Source organism: Serratia rubidaea (genome assembly GCF_016026735.1).
In the GTDB taxonomy this organism is placed as follows: domain Bacteria; phylum Pseudomonadota; class Gammaproteobacteria; order Enterobacterales; family Enterobacteriaceae; genus Serratia_B; species Serratia_B rubidaea.
On record NZ_CP065640.1, the window covers coordinates 3688579 to 3710648 of the forward strand.

At 65.2% G+C, this 22070-nt stretch carries 10 protein-coding genes; 7 read left to right on the forward strand and 3 right to left on the reverse strand.

Annotation, left to right across the window (positions count from 1 at the left end):
* Nucleotides 1-468 precede the first annotated feature (468 nt).
* Nucleotides 469-2649 carry a TonB-dependent siderophore receptor gene (locus I6G83_RS17355; protein WP_054306618.1) on the reverse strand — a complete coding sequence of 727 codons (2181 nt, stop codon included), beginning with the start codon at nt 2647-2649 and terminating at the stop codon, nt 469-471.
* Nucleotides 2650-2862: 213 nt separating this feature from the next.
* On the opposite strand from I6G83_RS17355, the gene fes reads away from it, so the two are divergent.
* The 4 genes from fes to entS all read left to right on the forward strand — a co-directional run bounded on the left by fes (nt 2863) and on the right by entS (nt 14400).
* Nucleotides 2863-4206: an enterochelin esterase gene (gene fes, locus I6G83_RS17360; protein WP_054306617.1), complete on the forward strand. Its 1344-nt coding sequence runs from the start codon at nt 2863-2865 to the stop codon at nt 4204-4206.
* Nucleotides 4207-4218: 12 nt separating this feature from the next.
* On the forward strand, nt 4219-4446 hold the full coding sequence (locus tag I6G83_RS17365) for an MbtH family protein (protein WP_054306616.1): 228 nt from the start codon (nt 4219-4221) through the stop codon (nt 4444-4446).
* 51 nt (nt 4447-4497) lie between these two features.
* Complete coding sequence (locus I6G83_RS17370; protein ID WP_062778954.1) at nt 4498-13026, forward strand: amino acid adenylation domain-containing protein; 8529 nt, start codon at nt 4498-4500, stop codon at nt 13024-13026.
* An 81-nt stretch (nt 13027-13107) separates the two neighbouring features.
* The gene (gene entS / locus I6G83_RS17375; RefSeq protein WP_054306125.1) at nt 13108-14400 is read left to right on the forward strand and encodes an enterobactin transporter EntS; all 1293 of its coding nucleotides are present in this window, start codon (nt 13108-13110) and stop codon (nt 14398-14400) included.
* A gap of 15 nt (nt 14401-14415) precedes the next feature.
* Here entS and fepB read toward each other — a convergent pair whose 3' ends face one another.
* Nucleotides 14416-15393, reverse strand: coding sequence for a Fe2+-enterobactin ABC transporter substrate-binding protein (fepB, locus tag I6G83_RS17380; RefSeq protein WP_054306126.1), 978 nt, complete (start codon nt 15391-15393; stop codon nt 14416-14418).
* Between the two features lie 383 nt (nt 15394-15776).
* On the opposite strand from fepB, the gene fhuE reads away from it, so the two are divergent.
* Genes fhuE through I6G83_RS17395 form a run of 3 tightly spaced genes read left to right on the forward strand, consistent with a single transcriptional unit; the run spans nt 15777 to nt 21276 of the window.
* Nucleotides 15777-17918: a ferric-rhodotorulic acid/ferric-coprogen receptor FhuE gene (fhuE, locus tag I6G83_RS17385; RefSeq protein ID WP_054306138.1), complete on the forward strand. Its 2142-nt coding sequence runs from the start codon at nt 15777-15779 to the stop codon at nt 17916-17918.
* A gap of 26 nt (nt 17919-17944) precedes the next feature.
* A complete protein-coding gene (locus I6G83_RS17390; RefSeq protein ID WP_054306127.1) occupies nt 17945-19045 on the forward strand; it encodes a YncE family protein in 1101 nt (366 codons plus the stop codon).
* A 53-nt stretch (nt 19046-19098) separates the two neighbouring features.
* Nucleotides 19099-21276 (forward strand): TonB-dependent receptor, encoded by a 2178-nt coding sequence (locus I6G83_RS17395; RefSeq protein ID WP_054306128.1) that lies wholly within the window; start codon nt 19099-19101, stop codon nt 21274-21276.
* Between the two features lie 285 nt (nt 21277-21561).
* Here the strand turns inward: I6G83_RS17395 and I6G83_RS17400 are convergent, their stop codons facing one another.
* Nucleotides 21562-21948, reverse strand: coding sequence for a helix-turn-helix domain-containing protein (locus I6G83_RS17400; protein ID WP_054306129.1), 387 nt, complete (start codon nt 21946-21948; stop codon nt 21562-21564).
* Nucleotides 21949-22070 lie beyond the last annotated feature (122 nt).

The window sequence follows — 22070 nt, forward strand, 5'->3', positions numbered from 1 at the left end:
GCCTTGAAAATTTAAACTCTGAACCTATATAAAATCTGCTGCCCCAATGCCGGCCTCGTAGTGTTCGTGTGGGTTGAACATCGGCAGGGGCAGCACCTCAAAAGATATGGTGGCCGGGATGGAGCTCGGTCTAATTATGATTCCCTGCATCATATTTGTTTTGGTGATTGTGCTGCCGAAATTTTCCCGAATTAAAACGAGAGAACTGGTAAGTGCATGATTTTATTGGAATGGAATGCAAGGTGTTGCATGCCTAAATTCATGGTGATTGGTTTGTAATTTATTGAAACTAAACAGGTTTTCTTGCTTTTTGAGGCTAAGGATTCGATAGTCGCTTTATTTGCAATTTAGTGACCCGCCATGGCAGCGCGTTTGGAGCTGTCGGTGAGCGGCGCCGCCGTCCGGATAAGCTAGACGTGGTGACGAAAAACGCCGGCGGCCGCGTTATCACGGCCGCCGGCGGGGCGCTTACCAGCTGTAAGCCAGCGAGGCGATAACGCTGCGGCCGCTGCCGTAGAAGCAGGCGGAGGTGTTGCCGCAGGAGGCGACGTAGTGCTTGTCCGCCACGTTGTTGACGTTCAGTTGCAGCGTGGCGCCGCGCAGCGCCGGGCTGGCCTGTTCCAACTCGTATTTCGCCATCAGGTCGTACAGCGTGTAGTGCGGAATTTTAAACCCACCTTCAGAATCCCCCCAGCTGGTGCCGGTATAGCGTACGCCGCTGCCGAGCGTCAGCCCCTGCAGCGCGCCGTGGCGGAAGCGGTAGCTGCCCCAGGCGGAGGCGGCGTGGCGCGGAATGCTGGCGGGCGTATGGCCGACCTGGCCGCTGATGGCGCTCTCCTTGGTCACCGCATCGGTGTAGCTGTAGGCGGCGATCAGGTTGATGGACGGCGTCAGCTGGGCGTGCGCTTCGGCCTCAATCCCTTTGGAACGCACCTTGCCGACCTGCTCGTTATAGCCGGTTACGCTGTTATAGGCGGTGATGTTTTTCTGGGTGATATCAAAAGCCGACAGGGTCAGCAGCGTGTTGCTGCCCGGCGGTTGATATTTCAGGCCGATTTCGGTCTGCTCGCCGGTGGTGGGTTTGAACGGATCGCTGCCCGGCGCGCCGCTGCTCAGGTTGGGTTCGAAGGAGGTGCTGTAGCTGACGTACGGCGACAGCCCGTTATCAAACGCGTACAGCAGGCCGGCACGGCCGCTGAACTTGCTGTCGTTCTGCTGCACGTCGCTGTCCGCCACGCGATCCTGAGTGCGGACTTCCGACCAGTCCTGCCGGCCGGACAGCAGCAGGTTCCAGCGTTGCCACTCCAGCTGATCCTGCAGGTAGATCCCCAACTGATCCAGCTTTTTGCGGCTGCTGGTGGCCAGGCTGAAGGTGCTTTCATCGATATGCACCGGGGTCGGGTGCGCCCAGTCGAGAATGTATTGGTCGCCGCTGTCGCGCCACAGCTTGCTGTCCACGTCGCTCCATTTGTAATCCAGCCCGCCCAGCAGCGTGTGGCTGACGTCGGCGGTGGCGAATTCAGCCTTCAGCTGGTTGTCGATGCCCAGCTCCTGCGACTCGATTTTATCGTGCTGCGGCCGGCGATTGATGGAGTGGTCGTTACGGTCGTCGGCGTCGAAGGTGTACACCAGATATTTGTAGGACTCATCCATATTGGTGTAGCGCAGGTTCTGCTGGAAGGTGAGCGCGTCGCTGAGGCTGTGGTCGAAAATATAGCCCACCGAGGTTTGCTCGCGCTTCGCCTGGTTGTAGCTCGGATCGCTGACGTTAAGGTCGTAGGGGATCCGCCCCGCGCTGGTGGAAAACACCGTGCCGTTGGCGGGCAGGAAGTTACGGAAGCCGGCCTTCGGCTCATTCTGGTAGCTGGTCAGCAGGGTGAAACTGGTGTCGGCATTGGGCAGCCAGGTGAGCGCCGGGGCGATGGCCAGACGCTGCTGCTTGTTGTCTTTCATCGACTGGTGCTGGGTGCTGGCGACGCCGTTCAGCCGGTAGAACAGCGTATTGTCATCGTTCAGCCGGCCGCCGAAGTCAAACGCCGCCTCGCCGTAGTGGCGGTTGCCGCCGCTGAGGCGGATTTTATGAATGCTCTCGGCGGTGGGGCGCTTGCTGGTCATGCTGATAATGCCCCCCGGGTTTACCTGACCGTACAGCACGGAGGCCGGGCCATGCACCACCTCAACGCGTTCCAGCAGCCAGGGATCGATCTGGCCCGCCGCGCCGGCCTGACCGGAAAGGCCGTAGCTCAGACCGTCAAGAAACTTGGGCATATAGCGAAAGCCGCGGGCGATCACCTCGTCGTTGCGGTTGGAGCCGCCGCGGTAGTTGGTCAGCAGGCCGCTGGTGTAGTTCAGCGCGTCGGAAACGGAGAGGGCGGCCTGGTCGTCCATCTGCTGGCGGGTGATCACGGAAATCGCCTGCGGCGTTTTGCGCAGCGGCGTGGCGGTCTTGGTGCCGGCGGCGCTGTCTTTGGCCACCGGTCCTCTCAGCGGCGCGGTGACGCTTTGCGCGGTCACGATGATGTTCTCTTCGTCCGCCGCATGGCCCGGCAGCGCCGGCAACAGGATGAGGGAAGGTGAAAATAACAAATAGAACAGCTGCCCGGGCGCGGCCGGTTGTTTTCTAGTTATCCCTTTGTTTTTCAATCTCATTTTAACCCCTGAGTCAATTTTTGCTGTATGGAGGCGTACGTGGCTGTCCACGCCGCCTGCTGCGGCCCCGTTTATCCCACCAGTTGGCCGTCACTGATTTGCTGTCATTTCCGCCACAGCAAAAAAGCTCGCAAATGATATTGAAAATAAGAATGATTATCAATACGATTGTAAATCTTCGTAAAAGTACCTCATTTTACCGTAAGGAATTACATGCATATTTTGCCAGCCGCCCGGCAGGGAGCGGCAGTAAGCGCACAGAGCACGGTAGCGGCAGGGACGGTCAGCCGCTGGCTGCAGGCCGAGACGGCCGGGCAGCCGGCGTGGTGGCGACAGATTGCCCAGCGGGGAACGCCGGTGGTCGAAGAGCATGACCGGCAACAGGTGCGTTTTACCTGGCTGTGGCGCGATCCGCACGGGGACGAACGCCGCTCGCCGATCCGGCGGGTCTATCTCGATATCAACGGCGTGACCGACCACCACAGTACCGAGCCAAGCACGTTACGGCGCCTGGCGGGTACGGATATCTGGCACGGCTCATTCCTGCTGCCGCGCGACTGGCGCGGCAGTTACAGCCTGATCCCGGTGCAGGACGCGCAGCTTCCTCCGCTTTTCAGCGCCGATCGGGCGCAGTGCCGCCAGCAGCAGCGCGCCTGGTGGATCTCCCTTTTCCCGCTGGCGATTGCCGACCCGTTAAACCCGTATCCCGCCGCGTCGACCCGCATCGGTCAACCGCTGTCGCTGGCGCAGGGGCCGGACGCCGCCGATCAGCGCGCCTGGCTGACCGCGCCGCCGCCGTTGGATCCGGCGCATATACATCAGTTCCTCTGGCGCAGCGAAGCGCTGGGCAATCAGCGCCGCATCTGGGCCTACGCCAGCGGCGAGGGCGCCGCTGCGGCGGAGCGGCCGCTGGTGATCCTGCTGGACGGCCAGAACTGGGTTGACGGCCAGCCGCTGCTGCCGGTGCTGGCGCGTGAAACGGCGGCGGGCCGCCTGCCGGCCGCCTGTTATCTGCTGGTTGACGTGATTGACGGGCAGCACCGCGAGCGGGAGCTGCCCTGCAATGCCGACTTCTGGCTGGCGCTGCAGGCGGAGTTGCTGCCGCTGGTGCGGCAACGCATGGCGTTCAGCGACAGCGGCGCGCGCACCGTGGTGGCGGGGCAGAGCTACGGCGGTCTGGCGGCGATGTACGCCGGGCTGCACTGGCCGCAGCGTTTCGGCCGGGTGCTGAGCCAGTCCGGCTCGTTCTGGTGGCCGACGGTGCAGTACGTCACCGATTTCGCCCGGCGGGCGGAGTTTGACGAAGGCTGGCTGACGCAGCAGGTGCGTCAGGGCCGGGTGGCCGCCGGCACGCTGACGGTGTTTCAGGAGGCCGGCAGCCGGGAAGAGGATATTGAATTCGTTAATCAACAGATGCAGCAGGCGCTGAAGGCCGCCGGGCATCGGGTCAACTACCGGGTATTTTCCGGCGGCCACGACGCGCTGTGCTGGCGCGGCGGGCTGCTGGACGGATTGCACTGGCTGCTTTCCGCTATGGACGACATACATTTCGACTAACAGGTGATGGAAATGACTCAGGAACAACAAAACCCTTTTGATGATGAAAGCCTGCCGTTTTTGGTGCTGATCAATCAGCAACAGCAGTATTCGCTGTGGCCGCAGTTTGCCGCCGTGCCGGCAGGCTGGCACGAGGTGATGGGGCCGGCGACGCGCGCCGAGTGCATCGCGTTTATCGAAGCGCATTGGCAGGACATGCGCCCCGCGGTGCTGAAAAACAGCGTGACGCCGGCGCAGTAACCCGCGCGCTCAAGTTCCGATAGATTCCGTTTAAGGAAAAGGATAGCAAGCATGTCAGAAACCCTTTCACTGCCTGAAACCCGGCTCGATTATCAAACCTGTCCGCTGGTTGCGGCGCAGCCGGGCATCTGGATCGCCGATCAGATTGCGCAGCGGCGCAACAGCTTTGCCGTGGCGCACTACACCGAACTGCGCGGCGAGATTGACCGTTCGTGCCTGGAGCGCGCCATCCGCCAGGGGCTGGCGGAGGCCGATACCGTGCAGGCGCAGTTCTACGAGTCGGCGGACGGTGTGCCGCAGCAGCGCCTGCCGCTGCGGGCCGATCCGGCGCAGGTCGCGCCCGCCGAGTGGCTGGACTTCAGCCAGCGGCCGGACGCGGAGCAGGCCGCGCTGGCGCTGATGGAGGACGATCTGGCGCAGCCGCTGCCCGCCGACGGCGAGCGGCCGCTGTATCGTCAGGCGGTGATCCGCGTCGGCGCCGGGCGCTGGTTCTGGTATCAGCGTTTCCACCATATCATGCTGGACGGTTTCAGCTTTGACGCCGTGACCCGGCGTATCGCCGATATTTATCGTGCGCTGCGTCAGGGGGAAGCGCCGTCGCCGTCGCCGTTTACCCCGTTCGGCGAGGTGGTGGAGGAGTACCGTCAGTGGGAAAGCTCGCCGGCGGCGGAGCGGGCGGCGCTGTTCTGGCAGCAGCGGCTGAGCGATCTGCCGCCGACGCTGTCGCTGTCGCACGAAAGCTGCGCCGTGGCAGACGATGCGCGGCCGCTCAAGCAGTCGCTGGTGTTGCCGGCGGCGCTGTTCGACGCGCTGCAGGCGGATGACGCGTTGCAGCAGGCGCAGCCGGCGGACATCGTCACCGCGGCGCTGGTGGTGTATCTGGCGCGCATCAGCGGCGAAAGCCGCCTGTCGGTGGGCTTCCCGTTTATGCGCCGCATGGGATCGCAGGCGCTGGCGGCGATCGGGCCGGTGGTGAATGTGCTGCCGCTGCAGCTGACGGTTACGCAGCAGATGTCGCTGGCGGAAACCTGCCGGGCGGTGGTGGCGGAGATCAAACAGGTGCGTCGCCATCAGCGCTATGAGGCGGAGCAGATCCGGCGGGATTTGGGGCTGGTGGGGCAGCAGCAGGAGCTGTACGGCCCGGTGATCAACGTCAAGGTGTATCACAGCGCCTTATCCTTTGACGGCCAGCCGGCGGTGACGCATACGCTGGCGATGGGGCCGGTGGACGATCTGGAGTTTGAGCTGGGTTTCCGCAACGAGGCGCTGTACGTCTCGCTGGTGGCCAACCCGCAGAAATATTCCGCCGCCACGCTGCGTCAGCATGCCGAGCGCATCGGTCATCTGCTGCAGCAACTGGCGCGTCAGCCGCACCAGCCGAACGGCGAACTGCCGCTGATTGGCGAGGCGGAGCTGCAGCGGCTGGCCGCCTGGGGACGGGGGCGCGAACTGGCGGCTCCCGCCGGCATGACCTCGATCGTTGACGCGCTGCTGCAGCGGGTGGCGCAGCAGCCGGAGGAAACGGCGGTGGCGTGCGACGGCCAGAGCCTCAGCTACCGCCAGCTGTCGGAGCGGGTGATGCAGCTGGCGCGGGTGCTGATTGACCACGGCATCGGCGCGGAAGACGTGGTGGCGATCGGCATTCCGCGCTCGGTCGACACGCTGGTGGCGCTGTTTGCGGTGCTGGCCAGCGGCGCGGCCTATATGCCGCTCGATCTGGACTACCCGCGTGAGCGTCTGGCGCTGATGTGTGACGACGCCAAGCCGGCGCTGCTGCTGACGCAGCGCGGCACGCTGCCGCAGATGCCGGAGCTGCCGCAGGTGTGGTGTCTGGATGACGCGCACTGCCGGGCGCTGTGCGCCGCGGCGGCGTCTCATCCGCTTGACGATGCCGAACGCCGCGAACCGCTGCATGAGGCCCATCTGGCCTATATGATCTACACCTCCGGCTCGACCGGTCGGCCGAAAGGGGTGATGTCGACCCATCGCGGCCTGCTGAATCTGTTCCTGTCCCATCAGGCCTATCTGTTCGGCCCGGCGATTGCCAAGTACCAGGCCCGCCACGGGCGGCGCATGCGCGCCGGACACACCGCTTCGTTCTCGTTCGACTCCTCCTGGGAGCCGCTGTTCTGCATGATCATGGGCTGCGAGCTGTATATCTTCGACGAAGAGCTGCGGCGCGACGCCTGGGCGCTGCTGGAGCAGACCCGCCGGACGCCGGTGGATCTGCTGGATATCACGCCGTCCTTCTTCTCGCAGATGGTGGACTGCGGGCTGCTGCAGGGCGAGTTCCCGCTGCCGTCGTTTGTGATGATCGGCGGCGAGGCGGCGACGCCGACGCTGTGGAACCTGATGCAGCAGCACCCGGAGGTGGAGATCCACAACTATTACGGGCCGTCGGAGTACACCGTGGATACGCTGGGCGCGCCGGTTGCCGCCGCCGACCAGCCGGTGGTGGGGCGCGCGGTGGCCAACACCGAGGTGTGGCTGCTGGATAAACGGCTGCAGCCGGTACCGATCGGCGTCGCCGGCGAGCTGTATATCGCCGGTAAAGGCATTGCCCGCGGCTATCTGCGCCGCCCGGACCTGACCGCGGCGCGCTTTGTCGCCAACCCGTTCCGCCGCGGCGAGGTGATGTACCGCAGCGGCGACCTGATGCGCTGGAACAGTGACGGACAGCTGGTGTTTATCGGCCGCACCGATCACCAGATAAAAGTGCGCGGTTTCCGCGTGGAGCTGGGCGAGGTGGAAAGCGCACTGGCGGCGCTGCCGCAGGTGGGACGCGCGGTGGTGATTGCCGAAGCGATCGGCGCCACTCACCGGCTGATCGGCTACTGCTCGGTGCAGGATGCGGCGCTGCGGGCGTCGCCGACGCTGCAACACGATCTGCTGGCGGCGCTGGCGAGCCGCCTGCCGGACTATATGGTGCCGGCGCTGCTGGTGGTGATGGACGAGCTGCCGCTGAACGTTAACGGCAAAATCGACCGTCAGGCGCTGCCGCAGCCGCAGCAGGCGGTGAGTCGCGTCAGCCGCGCCGCGGCCAACGACGCCGAGCGGCTGATCTGCCAGGCGATGGCGCAGCTGCTGGGTATGGAGCGCGTCGGCGCCGACGATGATTTCTTTGCGCTGGGGGGCGACAGCATCTCGGCGATGGGGCTGGGCACCGCGCTGCGGCGCGCCGGCTATCTGCTGCGGCCGCGCGATATCTTTGCGCAGCCTACGCCGGCGCGGATGGCGAAAGCGATGCAGCCGCTGGCGATGCAGCGCCAGCCGGCGCGTGCGGTGCAGCACGGGCCGCTCGACGGCCTGCCGATTCTGCATGCGTTCGGCGAACAGGGCGATATCAACCGCCTGTTTGCTCACGGGGTATTTCTGCGCGTGCCGGCGGCGCTGGAGGCCGGCCAACTGCGCCACGCGCTGACGCAGCTGCGCACGGCGCACCCGGTATTGGACGCGCGCACCCGCGACGGGCAGCTGTGGGTGGGTGAAAGCGCCGGGGCCGACTGCCTGCGGGTGCAGACACCGGAAGGGGAACTGGAAGCGGCCGCCGAGCAGGCGTTCGACCAGGCGCTGAGCCGGCTTGATCCCGCCGCCGGCGTCATGATGCAGGCGGTGCTGCTACAGGGCGACGGCCGGTCGCAGGGGCTGGTGCTGACCATTCACCACCTGGCGACCGACGGCGTCTCCTGGCGCATCCTGCTGGAGGAGCTGCGCCAGCTGGCGGAGGCGGCGATGCACGGCGAAACGCCGACGCTGCCGGCGGAAGAGACCTCGCTGTATGAATGGTCGCGCTGGCTGCGGGAAGATAGCACGACGCGCACGGCGGAGCTGCCGTTCTGGCGGGCGATGCTGGCGGACGGCGCGCCGCGGCTGGGAACGCGCGCGCTGGATGTGGAGCACGATCGCCCGGCGGCGCTGCGTGAGCGACGCATGCTGCTGGACGGTGAACTGACCGCCGCGCTGCTGGCAACGCTGCCGCACAGCTACCGCGCCAACGTGGAAGAGATCATCCTCAGCGCGCTGGCGCTGGCCTGCCGTCAGCGTTTCGGCGCCGCGCAGCTGCGCGTCGGCGTCGAGTCGCACGGCCGCGCAGACGTCGGCGCCAACGATCTGGCGCGCACCCTCGGCTGGCTGACGGCGGAGTATCCGCTGTTGATCCCGTTGGACGACGCGCCGGCGCATCAGGCGGTGCGCGCGGTGAAGGGCGTGCTGCGCGCGGTGCGCGATCGCGGTATCGGCTACGGCCAGCTGCGCTACCTGCATCCGCAGCACCGGGCTGAGCTGAGCGAACTGGCGGCGCGCAATGCGCCGGAGATCCTGTTCAACTATCTCGGGCGCTTTGCTCAGGAACAGGCGCTGTGGACGCCGCAGCGCACGCAGCAGCGTTTCCGCGACGTCTTTGCGGTGGCGCAGGATGAGCAGCAGACGCTGAGCCACCCGCTGGAAGTGAATATTTTTGTCGAGGAGGGCGCGCTGCCGCGTCTGGCGGTGAACTGGCGCTGGTTGCCGGCGATTTTCAGCGAACAGGATATCGCGGCGCTGCACGACGGCATCGGACAGGCGCTGAGCCAGTTGGTTGCGTTTGCCGCGCGTCAGCCGGCGCAGGCGGCGGCGACGCTGGTGGCGGCCGAACTGGCGCCGCTGGCGGTCAGCGACGGACAGCTGCAGCAGTGGCAGCAGCGTCACGGGCCGCTGGCGGACGCGCTGCCGCTGTTGCCGCTGCAGCACGGTTTGCTGTTCCATGCCCAGACCGCGGCGGTCGGCGGCAGCTATAACTCGCTGACCCGTCTGAGCCTCAGCGGCGAGCTGAATGAACAGCGTCTGCAGCAGGCGCTGGATGCGGTGGTGCGTCGTCATCCGCAGCTGGCGGCGCGCTTTGCCAATGAGGGCGAGCCGCTGCAGCTGTTGCCGCTGCTGGCGGAGGGCGACAGCCCATGGCCGCTGGACGTGCAGCAGCTGCCGGCGCTGTCGGCGCAGCAGGAAGCGCAGGCGCTGCACACGCTGGAGCAGGAGGAGCTGACGCGCGATCTGTTCAATCAGGGCGGGGCGATGCTGCATGCGCTGCTGGTCAGGCACGGCGATGAGGCGCGCTATACGCTGTTCCTTAACGCTCACCACCTGATTGTGGACGGCTGGTCGACGCCGGTGGTGTTGGGGGATCTGCTGACCGCGCTGTATCAGGGGCCGACGGCGCTGACGCCGCTGCGCACGCGCTACGGCGATATAGTACGGCAGCTGACGGCGCGCGACGCCGAGGCGTCACGACAGATCTGGCGACAGACGCTGCAGGACGCGCGGCCGACGCTGCTGTTCGGCGATCGTCCGCACGATGAGGCGGTGTACGAACTGGCGATGACGCTGCCGCCGGCGCTGGAGCAGCGGCTGCTGAGCCTGTGCCGCGAGCGCGGCCTGACGCTGAACAGCGTGATGCAGGGCATCTGGGCGCTGCAGCTGGCCAGCCACAGCGGCCAGCAGGACGTGGTGTTCGGCTCGCCGGTGTCCGGCCGTTTCGGCCAGATTGACGGCGTGGAGGAGCACGTCGGCCTGTTCAGCAATACGCTGCCGGTGCGGGTGCGGCTGGACGGTCAGCGTTCGCTGTGTGAGCAGATGGCGGAGCTGCAACAGCAGCAGATCGCGCTGCTGGAGCATGACGATCTGGGGCTGGGCGAAATTCAGCGTCTGGCAGGGGCCGGCACGCTGTTCGACACGCTGCTGGTGGTGGAGAACTATCCCGACAACGGCGCGCTGCTGGGGGGCGATCGGGCGCTGCGCTGCGACGCCATCGCCAACAAAGGCTATACCCACTACCCGCTGACGCTGCTGGTGCTGTCGGGCGAGCGTCTGCGTCTGCTGATGGAGTACCGCACGTCGGTGCCGCAGCCGCAGCGCTTTGCCGACCGGCTGATGCTGCTGCTGACGCAGTGGATCGAGCAGCCGGACCGGCCGCTGGCGCAGTGGCAGCTGCAAACGCCGCCGGAGCAGGCGCTGATCGCGGCGGTGAACCAGACCGCGCAGCCGCTGGCGGCGACCACGCTGCCGCAGGCGGTGGCGCAGCAGGCGGCGCGCACGCCGGACGCCGTGGCGCTGCAGGATGCGCAGCACTGCCTCAGCTACCGCGAAATGCAGCAGCAGACGCGGCAGTTGGCGCTGCGTCTGCATCAGGCCGGCATCCGGCCGGGGGATATCGTCGCCGTCGCTCTGCCGCGTTCGGTGCGGCTGAGCCTGGCCCTGAGCGCCATCGTGCAGCTTGGCGCCGCCTGGCTGCCGCTGGATACCGGCTACCCGGATGAACGGCTGGCCTATATGGTGGCGGACGCGCGGCCGCGGCTGATTATCAGCGACAGCACGCTGGAGCCGCGCTTCGCCGCGCTGGCGTCGGTGCTGACGTTTGATGAGGTGTCGCCGTCTGGCGAACCGTTGCCGGCGGACGACGCGGCGCCGGTGGTCGACCCCGACGCCGCGGCCTATGTGCTGTACACCTCCGGTTCGACCGGGCGGCCGAAAGGGGTGGTGGTCAGCCATCGGGCGATTATCAACCGGCTGTACTGGATGCAGCATGCCTATCCGCTCGACGGGCGCGACGTGGTGTTGCAAAAGACGCCGTGCAGTTTCGACGTCTCGGTATGGGAATTCTTCTGGCCGCTGATGGTGGGGGCGCGGCTGGTGATGGCGCCGCCGGAGGCGCACCGCGATCCGCAGGCGCTGACGGCGCTGATCGACGACTACGGCGTCACCACGCTGCACTTTGTGCCGTCGATGCTGGCCATCTGGGTGGAGGCGCTGGCCGAACAGGCGTCGCCGCGCGGCGTGCGCAGCCTGAAGCAGGTGTTCTGCAGCGGCGAGGCGCTGTCGTGCGAACTGGCGGCCCGCTACCAGACGCAGGTTGGCGCGCCGCTGCATAACCTGTACGGCCCGACCGAAGCGGCGGTGGACGTCAGCTATCAGCCGGCCTTTGGCGCGGCGCTGGCGGCGATCGACGGCGCCGGCGTGCCGATTGGCCGGCCGGTGTGGAATACCCAGCTGCACATTCTGGATGCGCTGCTGCGGCCGGTGCCGGTCGGCTGCGCGGGCGATCTGTACCTCAGCGGCGTACAGCTGGCGATAGGCTATCTGCAGCGCGCCGATCTGACCGCCCAGCGCTTTGTGGCGTCGCCGGCGGGGGACGGCCAACGTATGTACCGCACCGGCGATATCGCCCGCTGGCTGGAGGACGGCAGCGTCGAATATCTGGGACGCAGCGACGACCAGCTGAAGATCCGCGGTCAGCGCATTGAACTGGGTGAGATCGAACAGGCGCTGCTGGCCCAGCCCGGCGTGGCGCAGGCGGCGGCGCATGCCATTGTGCTGTCGCCGCAGGCCGCTCCCGCCGGCGGCGCGGATATGCGCCAGCTGGTGGCCTGGCTGGTGCCGCAGCCGGGCGTTGAGTTGGATACCGCCGCGCTGCAGCAGGCGCTGGCGCAGCGTCTGCCGGCGCATATGCTGCCGGTCAGCTACGTGCTGACCGACAGTTTCCCGCTCAGCGCCAACGGCAAACTGGACCGCAAAGCCCTGCCGCAGCCGCAGTACCGGCAGGCGACGGGGCGGCCGCCGCACGGCGACAGCGAGATACTGGTGGCCGGGCTGTTCAGCCGTATTCTGCAGCGCGACGGCATCTGCGCTGGGGACGATTTCTTCACGCTGGGCGGGCATTCGCTGCTCGCCATGCGGCTGGCGGCGGAGCTGCGTCAGCAGTCGGGGCGCTCGCTGTCGGTTGGGCAGATTATGTTTGCCCGCAGCGTGGAATATATGGCGGCGCTGCTGGATGAGACGCAGCCGGGCGGCAGCGCCGAAAGCCGCGGCGCCGGCGAAATCCTGCGGCTGCGCGACGGCGACGGCCCGGCGCTGTTCTGTCTGCATCCGGCCTCCGGTTTCGCCTGGCAGTACGCCGGCCTGCTGCGCCATCTGCCGGGCGCCTTCCCGCTGATCGGCCTGCAGTCGCCGCGGCCGGACGGGGCGATCGCCCGCTGCGACACGCTGGAACAGATGGTCGATCGTCATCTGGCGAACCTGCGCCGCCTGCAGCCGCACGGCCCGTACTACCTGCTGGGCTACTCGCTGGGCGGTACGCTGGCCCATGCGATGGCGGCGCGCCTGCAGCAGCAGGGGGAAGAGGTGGCGTTCCTCGGCATGCTCGATACCTATCCGCCGGAAGGTCAGGACTGGAGCGGGCCGAGCGAGGAACAGGCGCAGCAGGAAGTGGCGCAGGAGCAGGCGGAGTTTATGGCGGAGGATGATGGCGATCCGGCGCTGCGGGCGGAGAAGACGGCGATGTTCAACGACATCGTCGCCAACTACCAGGACGCGGTGCGCCTGCTGTCCACGGCCCACAGCGCGCGCTTCGACGGCACGGCGACGCTGTTTGTCGCCAGCAAGACGCTGCCGGCGGAGATGGACGTCAACGCCGCCTGGGCGCCGTATCTGCAGCGGCTGATCTGCTACCCGCAGGCCTGCGAACATGCGGATATTCTGTCGCCGGCGTCGCTGGAAACGCTCGGGCCGCTGCTGCATTCGCTGTTAACCCGCCAGTACCGACTGGCCTGACCGACGGGCCGGCGGCTGCCGCGGCCGCCGGCCTCAGCTAACGAGTGCGGACAATAATGACAAGGTTGAATGTGAGACATTATGGCTAAACCCTCTTTTTTGCTTGATTTCAGTTTGCTGAAAAACAATGCGCATTTCCGGGCGATTTTCTGCGCCCGCATGCTGTCGGTGTTTTCGCTGGGGATGCTGGCGGTCGGCGTGCCGATTCAGATCCAGGCGATGACCGGTTCGACGCTGCAGGTCGGGGTGGCGGTGGCGCTGGACGGCGTCGGCATGTTTATCGGCCTGATGCTGGGCGGCGTGCTGGCCGACCGCTTCGACCGCCGTAAGCTGATCCTGTTTGCGCGCGGCACCTGCGGCCTGGGCTTTGTGGCGCTGAGTCTGAACGCCTTCGCCCCGGCGCCGTCGCTGTGGGCGCTGTATCTGCTGGCCGCCTGGGACGGCTTCTTCGGTGCGCTGGGCATGACCGCGCTGATGGCGGTGATCCCGCTGCTGGTGGGGCGGGAAAATCTGGCCGCCGCCGGCGCGCTCAGCATGATCACCGTGCGTCTGGGGGCGATTCTGGCGCCGGCGCTGGGGGGCGTGATTATCGTCGCCGGCGGCGTGGGGGCGGCGTTTGCCGTGGCGGCGGCCGGCACCCTGGGCACGCTGATCCCGCTGACGCGGCTGCCGACGCTGCGGCCGCAGGCGCAGGAGCCGGAACATCCGCTGCGGGCGCTGGCCAGCGGCGTACAGTTTGTCTGGCGGCACAAAGTGGTGGGATCGGTGGTGCTGCTGGGGATGCTGATGAGCATCGTCGGCGCGGTGCGCATTCTGTTTCCGGCGCTGGCGCAGGAGACCTATCAGGTGGGCACCTCGGCCGTCGGCCTGATGTATTCGGCGGTGCCGCTGGGGGCGATGCTGGGAGCCTTTACCAGCGGCTGGGTGCCGCGTTTCCCGCGGCCGGGGGTGCTGATGCTGAGCGCGGCGATCTGTGCGTTTGTCGCCATCGCCTCGCTGGGGGTGTTCAGCAGCCTGCTGCCGGCGCTGATCGCGCTGGTGTGCTACGGCTATGCCAACGCCATTGCCTCGCTGCTGCAGTTTACGCTGATCCAGAGCAACACGCCGGACCATCTGCTGGGGCGGGTGAACAGTCTCGGCACCGCGCAGGACGTTACCGGCGACTCGCTGGGAGCGCTGGGGCTGGGCGTGGTCGGCAGGGTGCTGACGCCGCTGCTCAGCGTGCTGACCTTCGGCGGAGCGGCCGCGGCGATCGGCGTGCTGCTGGCGTGCTGCGTGCGTACGCTGCGCCACTGTGCGCTGCCTGCGTCGCCGCAGGAGGAAGAGGAGGAACCGGCGGGCGGGGAGCCGGCGGCGGCGGACTCCCGGCCCTGAGTTGCACGCTTTGAGTTACGGTGTCACGTTGGCGAACTGCTGCTCCAGAGCGTCCAGCAGATTGTTGGCGCTGTAATAATCCAGCCTGAAAGTATCCAGACCCATCGCGTAAACCCGCTGCCGGCGCACCGCCGGCAGCTGCGACAGAAACGGGTTGCCGGCAAACTTATTCACCGTCCGGCCGTCGGCGGAAAACAGCAGGACGGTAGCGCCGGTGACCGCCCGCGCCATTTTTTCCCCGCTGAGCTGAATAATATCGTTGCGCTTGCCCTGCGCGCTGTTGCCGCTGATGCCCGGCGGCAGCGACGCGAGGGTAAAGCCCAGCTCCTGCAGCAGTTGCCCCTGCGCCGACGCCGGCGTCCAGATATTCATCCCGCGTCCGTCTTCGTAATACACCAGCGCCGAAGTGGGCTGCGGCGGCAGGGCGATACGCTGTTTCAGCGTTGCCACCCGCCGCTCGAAGCGCGCGACGGCGGCCTGCGCATCCGCCTCATGGCCGGTGATCTTGCCCAGCCGCTGCGTCAGGCCCTGCCAGCTGATATTGCCGTAATCAATCACCACCGTCGGGGCGATGGCCGACAGCTGGTCGTACAGCTTCAGCGCGGAGTCGCCGCCGGTGGCGGACATCACGATCAGATCCGGCGCTTCGGCGGCGATCGCTTCGGCGTTGGGCTCGCTGATATACAGCGGCTTCAGCCGGCGCGCCTGCGCGGCCTGGCTCCACTGGGTGAAAAACCCCTGGCCGTCGGCCACCGTCGAGTTGCGTGCGGTGGCGCCGGTGCCGACCAGCGGGGCGTTAATCGCCAACAGCGAACCGGTCAGCGTCACGCTGGTGGAAACGATGCGCTGCGGCGGCTGCTGCAGCACCACGTCGCCCTGCGGCGTATGCAGGGTGCGCGGCCAGGCGGCGTCCGCGGCATAGCCCGCCGGGGCGGACAGCAGCAGACAGGTCAGTAGGGGGGAAAACAGCGGAAATAAACGCGAGGGCTGCACGGCCGGTCACTCCTTGATAGCGAAACTGAAAGATACATCGCGTCAGGCTGCAGGGCGATAGCTAGCTGACTAACGATTTTTTGCAATATGTTTTTACATCAACAATACAAATAATTATAGTTCTCATTCGTATTACTGTGCGAGGCCTTTGTGCTATCGCGTGATTAATATGCCGCAGGGAAAGACATCAATACCGGGATCGCCGCGCTTGCAGGTGATTGAACACGGGCACAGGGAAAATCGGCGCCAGCGCGCGGCGGCCATCACGCCGGCGCATGTCGCCCACTGACAATAATAAAACCCGTAAGGATAAAATAATGATTTTGGCTAAACGCCGTAGCCGGCCTGGCCGCGTCCGTACCCTGATCGTCGGCGGCCGGGCGATGCCGGCGCTGTCAGCCCTTGCCGTACTGGTGAGCGCCGCGCTGCACCTGCCGCAGGCCGCCGCGCAGGCGACGGAGCAGGAAGACAACATCTTGGTGGAAGCCGCCGCCGGCGACGATGACGCCACGCAGCAGGACTACAGCGTGCCGATTACCCGGGCGGGCACCAAGATGAATCTGACCCCCCGCGATATTCCGCAGTCGGTCAGCGTGATCGGCCGGCAGCGCATGCAGGACCAGCAGATGCAAACGCTGGGCGACGTGCTGAAAAACACCACCGGCGTATCGGAAAAAGTGGCCGACTTTGACCGCAGCACCTTCTATTCGCGCGGTTTTCTGATTGATAACTATATGGTGGATGATATTCCCACGGTGTTCGAGGAGCGCTGGAACCTGGGGGATTCCGCCTCGGACACCGCGCTGTATGAGCGCATTGAGGTGGTGCGCGGCGCAACCGGCCTGATGACCGGTGCGGGCAACCCGTCCGCCGCGGTGAATATGGTGCGCAAGCATGCGGACAGCAAAACCTTTACCGGCAATCTCTCCGCCAGCTACGGCAGCTGGAACAAACAGCGCTATGTGCTGGATCTCTCCGCGCCGCTGACGGACTCGGGCAATGTACGCGGCCGCATGGTAGCCGGCTATCAGGATAACGACAGCTATATCGACCGCTACAGCGCCAACAAGAAGTTCCTGTACGGCGTGGTGGACGCCGACCTGAGCGACAGCACCACGCTGTCGGCGGGCTATGAGTATCAGGAAACCAACGCCGACAGCCCGCCCTGGGGCGGCGTGCCGCGCTGGTATCGCGACGGCGGCAAAACCGACTATTCACGTTCGTTCAACACCGCGCCGGACTGGGCCTATAACGACAAGCAGTCGCGCAAACTGTTCGCCACGCTGAAGCAGCGCTTCGGCAACGGCTGGCAGTTCACCCTGAACGGCACCCACAGCGAAACCAAACTCGACAGCAAACAGCTGTATATCGACGGCTTCTTCGACCGCGACAGCGGCATCGGCGTCAGTGCCTACCCGGATTATCCGGTGGTCGGCGGCACCGGCTACAACACCGGTACGCGCAAGGTGCATGCCATTGACGCCTTCGCCAGCGGGCCGTATCAGCTGTTCGGCCGCCAGCATCAGCTGATGGCCGGGGTCAGCTACAGCCGGCAGACCAACCGCTACCTGAACGCCTTCGCCAACCTGTCGGCCGATGACGTCGGCAACTTCAATCACTGGAACGGCCAGTTCCCGGAAAGCGACTGGGGCGAGATGAGCGTGGCGCAGCAGGACACCATCCACCAGAAATCAGCCTATGCCGCGACGCGCATTTCACTGGCGGATCCGCTGCATCTGATCGCCGGCGCGCGCTATACCCAATGGAGCACCAGCACGCTGACGCAGAATATGGCGAAAAACAACGTCTCCCCGTACGCCGGGCTGGTGTATGACATCAACGACGCCTGGTCCGCCTACGCCAGCTACACCTCGGTGTTCAAGCCGCAGACCTACCGTGACAGCAGCGGCCGCTATCTGTCGCCGGTCAGCGGTAAAAACTACGAGGCCGGCCTGAAAGGCGACTGGCTGAGCAGCCGCCTGACCACCTCGCTGGCGATCTTCCGCATTGAACAGGACAACGTGGCGCAAAGCAGCGGCCATGTGATCCCCGGCACTAGCGAAACGGCCTACTACGCGGCGCAGGGCACCGTCAGTAAAGGCATTGAGTTTGAAGTCAACGGGGCGGTGACCGACAACCTGCAGATGACCTTCGGCGCGACCCGCTATGTGGCGCAGGACGGCGAGGGCGAGGCGGTCAATCCGACCCTGCCGCGCACCAGCGTGAAGCTGTTCGCCGCCTACAACCCACCGGCGCTGCGTGAGCTGACCGTCGGCGGCGGGGTGAACTGGCAGTCGCACACCTGGCAGGACGTGGCCGGGCCGGAAGGCAACGGCACCCTGCACGCCGAGCAGGGCAGCTATGCGCTGGTCAACCTGTTCGGCCGCTATCAGCTGACCAAACGGCTGTCGCTGCAGGCCAACCTCAACAACCTGTTTGATAAACGCTACGACACCAGCGTGAGCCAGTACGTGGTGTACGGCGCGCCGCGCAATCTGTCTGTGACCGCCAACTACAGTTTCTAATTTTTATGCTGAAAAAGAGGGTTCCGATGAATAAGAAAAAATCTGCGCTGATGTTGTTGATCGGGCTGGCGCTGGCCGGCTGCAGCGCCCAGCAGGGCGGCCACGTTTCCGCCGCGGCGGCAGACGCGCCGGCGGCCGCGCAGGGCGCGCCGCTGCAAAACAATGCGCGGCTGCAAAACAACGCGCTGGGCGAAGGGCTGTATGAAATGGCCCTGACGCCGGACGGGCAGGCGCTGTACGTCGCCAGCGCGCAGGGCTTTAAGGACGTGCAGGGCGGCGCGATCTATAAGCTGGATCCCGCCACGCTGAAGGTGCTGGGGATCACCCATACCGATCTGAAAAACTTCGGCGTAGCGATGGATCCGCAGGGCAAGACGCTGTATGTCACCAACTCGCTCGACGGCGGCGTCAGCGCGCTGGATATCGCCAGCGGCAAAATCACCGGCCGCCTGCTGTTCAGCGAGCGTAATGACAAGGGCTTCCCGTATGGCGCGCGTGAAATTCTCTGGCACGACGGCCGGCTGTTTATCGGCGGCGTGGCGGATCCCGGCGTGATTTGGGTGGTGGATGCCAAAACGCTGAAGCTGAAAAAGCGCATTAACAACGCCGGGAAGTGGGTGACCGGCCTGCACTATTCCGCACAGACCGGGCGCTTGTATGCCGCCAACGGCGGCGGCGAAATTCTGGTGATCAACCCGCACAGCTACGCGATTGAGCAGCGCTGGCGGCCGCTGGGGGAGAAGCCGGCGCTGCTGCTTAATCTGGCGGAAGATACGCGCGACGGCCGGCTGTTCGTTACCGACAACTCGAAAGCCAAAACCACGCTGGTGCTGGATATCCGCAGCGGCAAACTGCTGAAGCAACTGGACAACGGCGATTCGCTGGCGGTCAAGTTTAACCCGCAGCGCCAGGAGCTGTACCTCACCCAGCGCGAATCGGGCAAATTGCTGATCCTGGATGCGCACAGCTACGCGACAAAACGCAGCGTCAGCCTGCCGCCGCACCCGAACAGCCTGCTGCTGTCCGCCGACGGACAAACCCTGTACGTCACGGTGAAGCAGGCGTTCAACAAAGACGGCTCCACCCAGGGGCCGGATAGCATCGTGCGGCTGCCGCTGAATCAATAATCTTTCAGGCCCGCTGATGCGGGCCATTTTTTGCTTACTTTGCTGAAACTATTATGCACAACACCATATACGCTCAATGTTTGGGCAAAACGCTGTTGGCGCTGGCGATAGGCGCGCTGACCCAGGGCGTACAGGCGGCGCAGCCGCAGGAAGAGACGCTGGTCGTGCAGGGCGCGCGCGACGACGGCTTTACCCCCGGCGGTAACGATCCGCTGCCGGCCTATCTGGACGGGCAGGTGGCCTATGGCGGTCGTCTGGGGATGCTGGGCGAGCAGCGGGCGATGGACGTGCCGTTCAACGTCATCAGCTACACCGCGAAAATGGCGCAGGACCGGCAGGCGAAGACCGTCAGCGAGGTGGTCAGCAATGACGCCGGCGTGCAGCCGGTGCAGGGCTACGGCAACTTTGCCGAAGGCTATCGCATCCGCGGTTTCCAGCTGGACGGCGACGATCTGACCCTCGGCGGTCTGGCCGGCGTGCTGCCGCGTCAGGTGGTGGATATGGCGATGATCGACCGCGTCGAGATCTTTAAAGGGGCTAATTCGTTGGTTAACGGCGCCGCCTCGTCCGGCGTCGGCGGCATGATCAATCTGGAGCCGAAGCATGCGGAAGAGACGCCGCTGACGCGGGTGGGCGTCGATTATACCTCGGCGTCGCAGCTTGGCGGTACGCTGGACGCCGGCCGCCGCTTTGGCGACGACGACCGCTTTGGCGCGCGGGTGAATCTGGTGCACCGCGAAGGGGAAGCCGCGGTTGACGACAGTAAACTGCGCACCACCATGCTGTCGCTGGGGCTGGACTACCGCGGCGAGCGGCTGCGGGCCTCGCTGGATCTGGGCTACCAGAAGAAAAGCTTCCACGGCGGCACCATGGGCGTCAATATCAGCGGTATCGACAGCGTGCCGGCGGTGCCGGACAGCGGCCATAACTACAGCCAGCCTTGGGCCTACAGCGATATCGACAACCAGTTCGGCATGGCGCGCGCCGAATTCGATCTGAACGCCGCCTGGACGGCATACGCCGGCGTCGGTGGCCAGCACGGCCATGAAACCGGCGTCTACGGCGCGCCGAAGCTGCTGGACACCAGCGGCAACGCCACCATCGGCCGGCTGGATACCAACCGTATTATCGACGCATTCAGCGGGATGGCCGGCGTGCGCGGCAGGTTCGCCAGTGGGCCGATCACGCATCAGGTCAACGTGGGTTACTCCGCGCTGACCAAGCGCGATAAAACCGCCTGGCGCATGTCGACCAATAACCCGACCACCAATATTTACCATACCGATGAGGTGGCGATCCCCGAGAACAGCTACTTCGGCGGCAACTACGACGATCCGCTGACCACCAGCCGTTCGCGCACGCAGGGTTGGCTGTTCAGCGATACGTTGGGGCTGCTGGACGACCGGCTGTTGCTGACCGTGGCGGCGCGTCATCAGAAAGTGGTGGTGCGCGATTATGATAACGCCAGCGGCGCGGAGCAGGCCGATTCGCGCTATAACGCCAGTCGCTGGATGCCGACCTACGGCGTGGTGTACAAGCCATGGCGTCAGTTGTCGCTGTATGCCAACCATACTGAGGCCCTGCAGCCGGGCAGCATTGCGCCGCTGGGCGCCAGCAACTACGGCCAGAGCACCGGCGTGGCCCATTCGAAGCAGAACGAAGTGGGCGTGAAGGTGGATTTCGGCCGTATCGGCGGCGCGCTGGCGCTGTTTGAGATTAAAAAACCGTCGGCGTTGCAGGATGACAGCGGACGCTACGGGCTGGACGGCGAACAGCGCAACCGCGGCGTCGAGCTGAACGTGTTCGGCGAGCCGCTGTACGGCCTGCGGCTGAACGGCAGTGCCACTTGGCTGCAGCCGACGCTGAGCAAAACCCAGAACGGCGTCAACGACGACCATGATGCGATCGGCGTACCGCGTTTCTACGCGGTGGTGGGGGCCGAATACGATATCAAGCCGGTCGAGGGGCTGACCGCCACCGCGCGGCTGCGGCACTCCGGTTCGCAATATGCTGATGCCGCCAACAGCAAGAAGCTTGACAGCTATACCACGCTGGATCTCGGAGTGCGCTACCGGCAGCGGCTTAATCAGGATCGCCATGAGATGGTGTGGCGCGTCGGGGTGGATAACGTGACCAATGAGAAGTATTGGTCAGGGGTTGAGGACACCGGCACCTACCTGTTCCAGGGCGATCCGCGCACGGTGAAAGTATCGGTAAGCTATGAGTTTTAAGATGAAAGGGGGCTTAACGTCAGTGCGGTGGGTTAGGTGGCCCGGTAGCGACAGATTCGGGTGTTGACCTTCAGTGCGCGTCACGGGCTGTCGAACAAGGAACCTGAGACAGGGGCAACCGGACAGGGATGTCCGGTTGAGGTGGCACAGGCAGAACGTGCCTAAATGCGGGGGCCGGCGCCGCGTCTACGGCTCCGGCAATTGCCGTTCACTGCGGTGGCAGAGCAACAGCGGGCGTTGACGGCACCCGGCACTGATATAACTTACGTATGGATGAAAACCCGGTTAAGCGGCCTGCGGCAGCTGTTCATGCAGCGGCGGCGTCAGCGCGATCGGCAGCGCCGGTGAGCTGCGCAGCTCGGACGGGGTACAGCCGAAGCGCTTTTTAAACATATAGCAAAAGTGCGACTGCGAGCCGAAGCCAAAATCAATGGCGATATCAAACAGGCTCTGCTCGGAAAAACGCAGCTTGCGCAGCGCGCCCATCAGCCGGCGTTCGCGGATGTAACGCCCCAGCGAATGGCCGGAAATCTCCTTAAAAACCTTCTGCATATACCAAAGCGAATAGCCGGAGTAGGCGGCGAGTTCGGGTAACTGAATGGCTCGGCCCAGATGGTTTTCTATCCAACGGCTGAGCTCCACGACAAGTGTTATATGAAGTTGTTCGGTCATGTCGGCTGTCAAGGCTGATTGAAACAGTCCGCAGTATGCCTTAAACCTCGGTGGGGGATTTATCGTAAAAATGGGGTCGGGGAAAAAAATGCGCCGCGCCGGCGTAAGGTGCAAGACGCTGT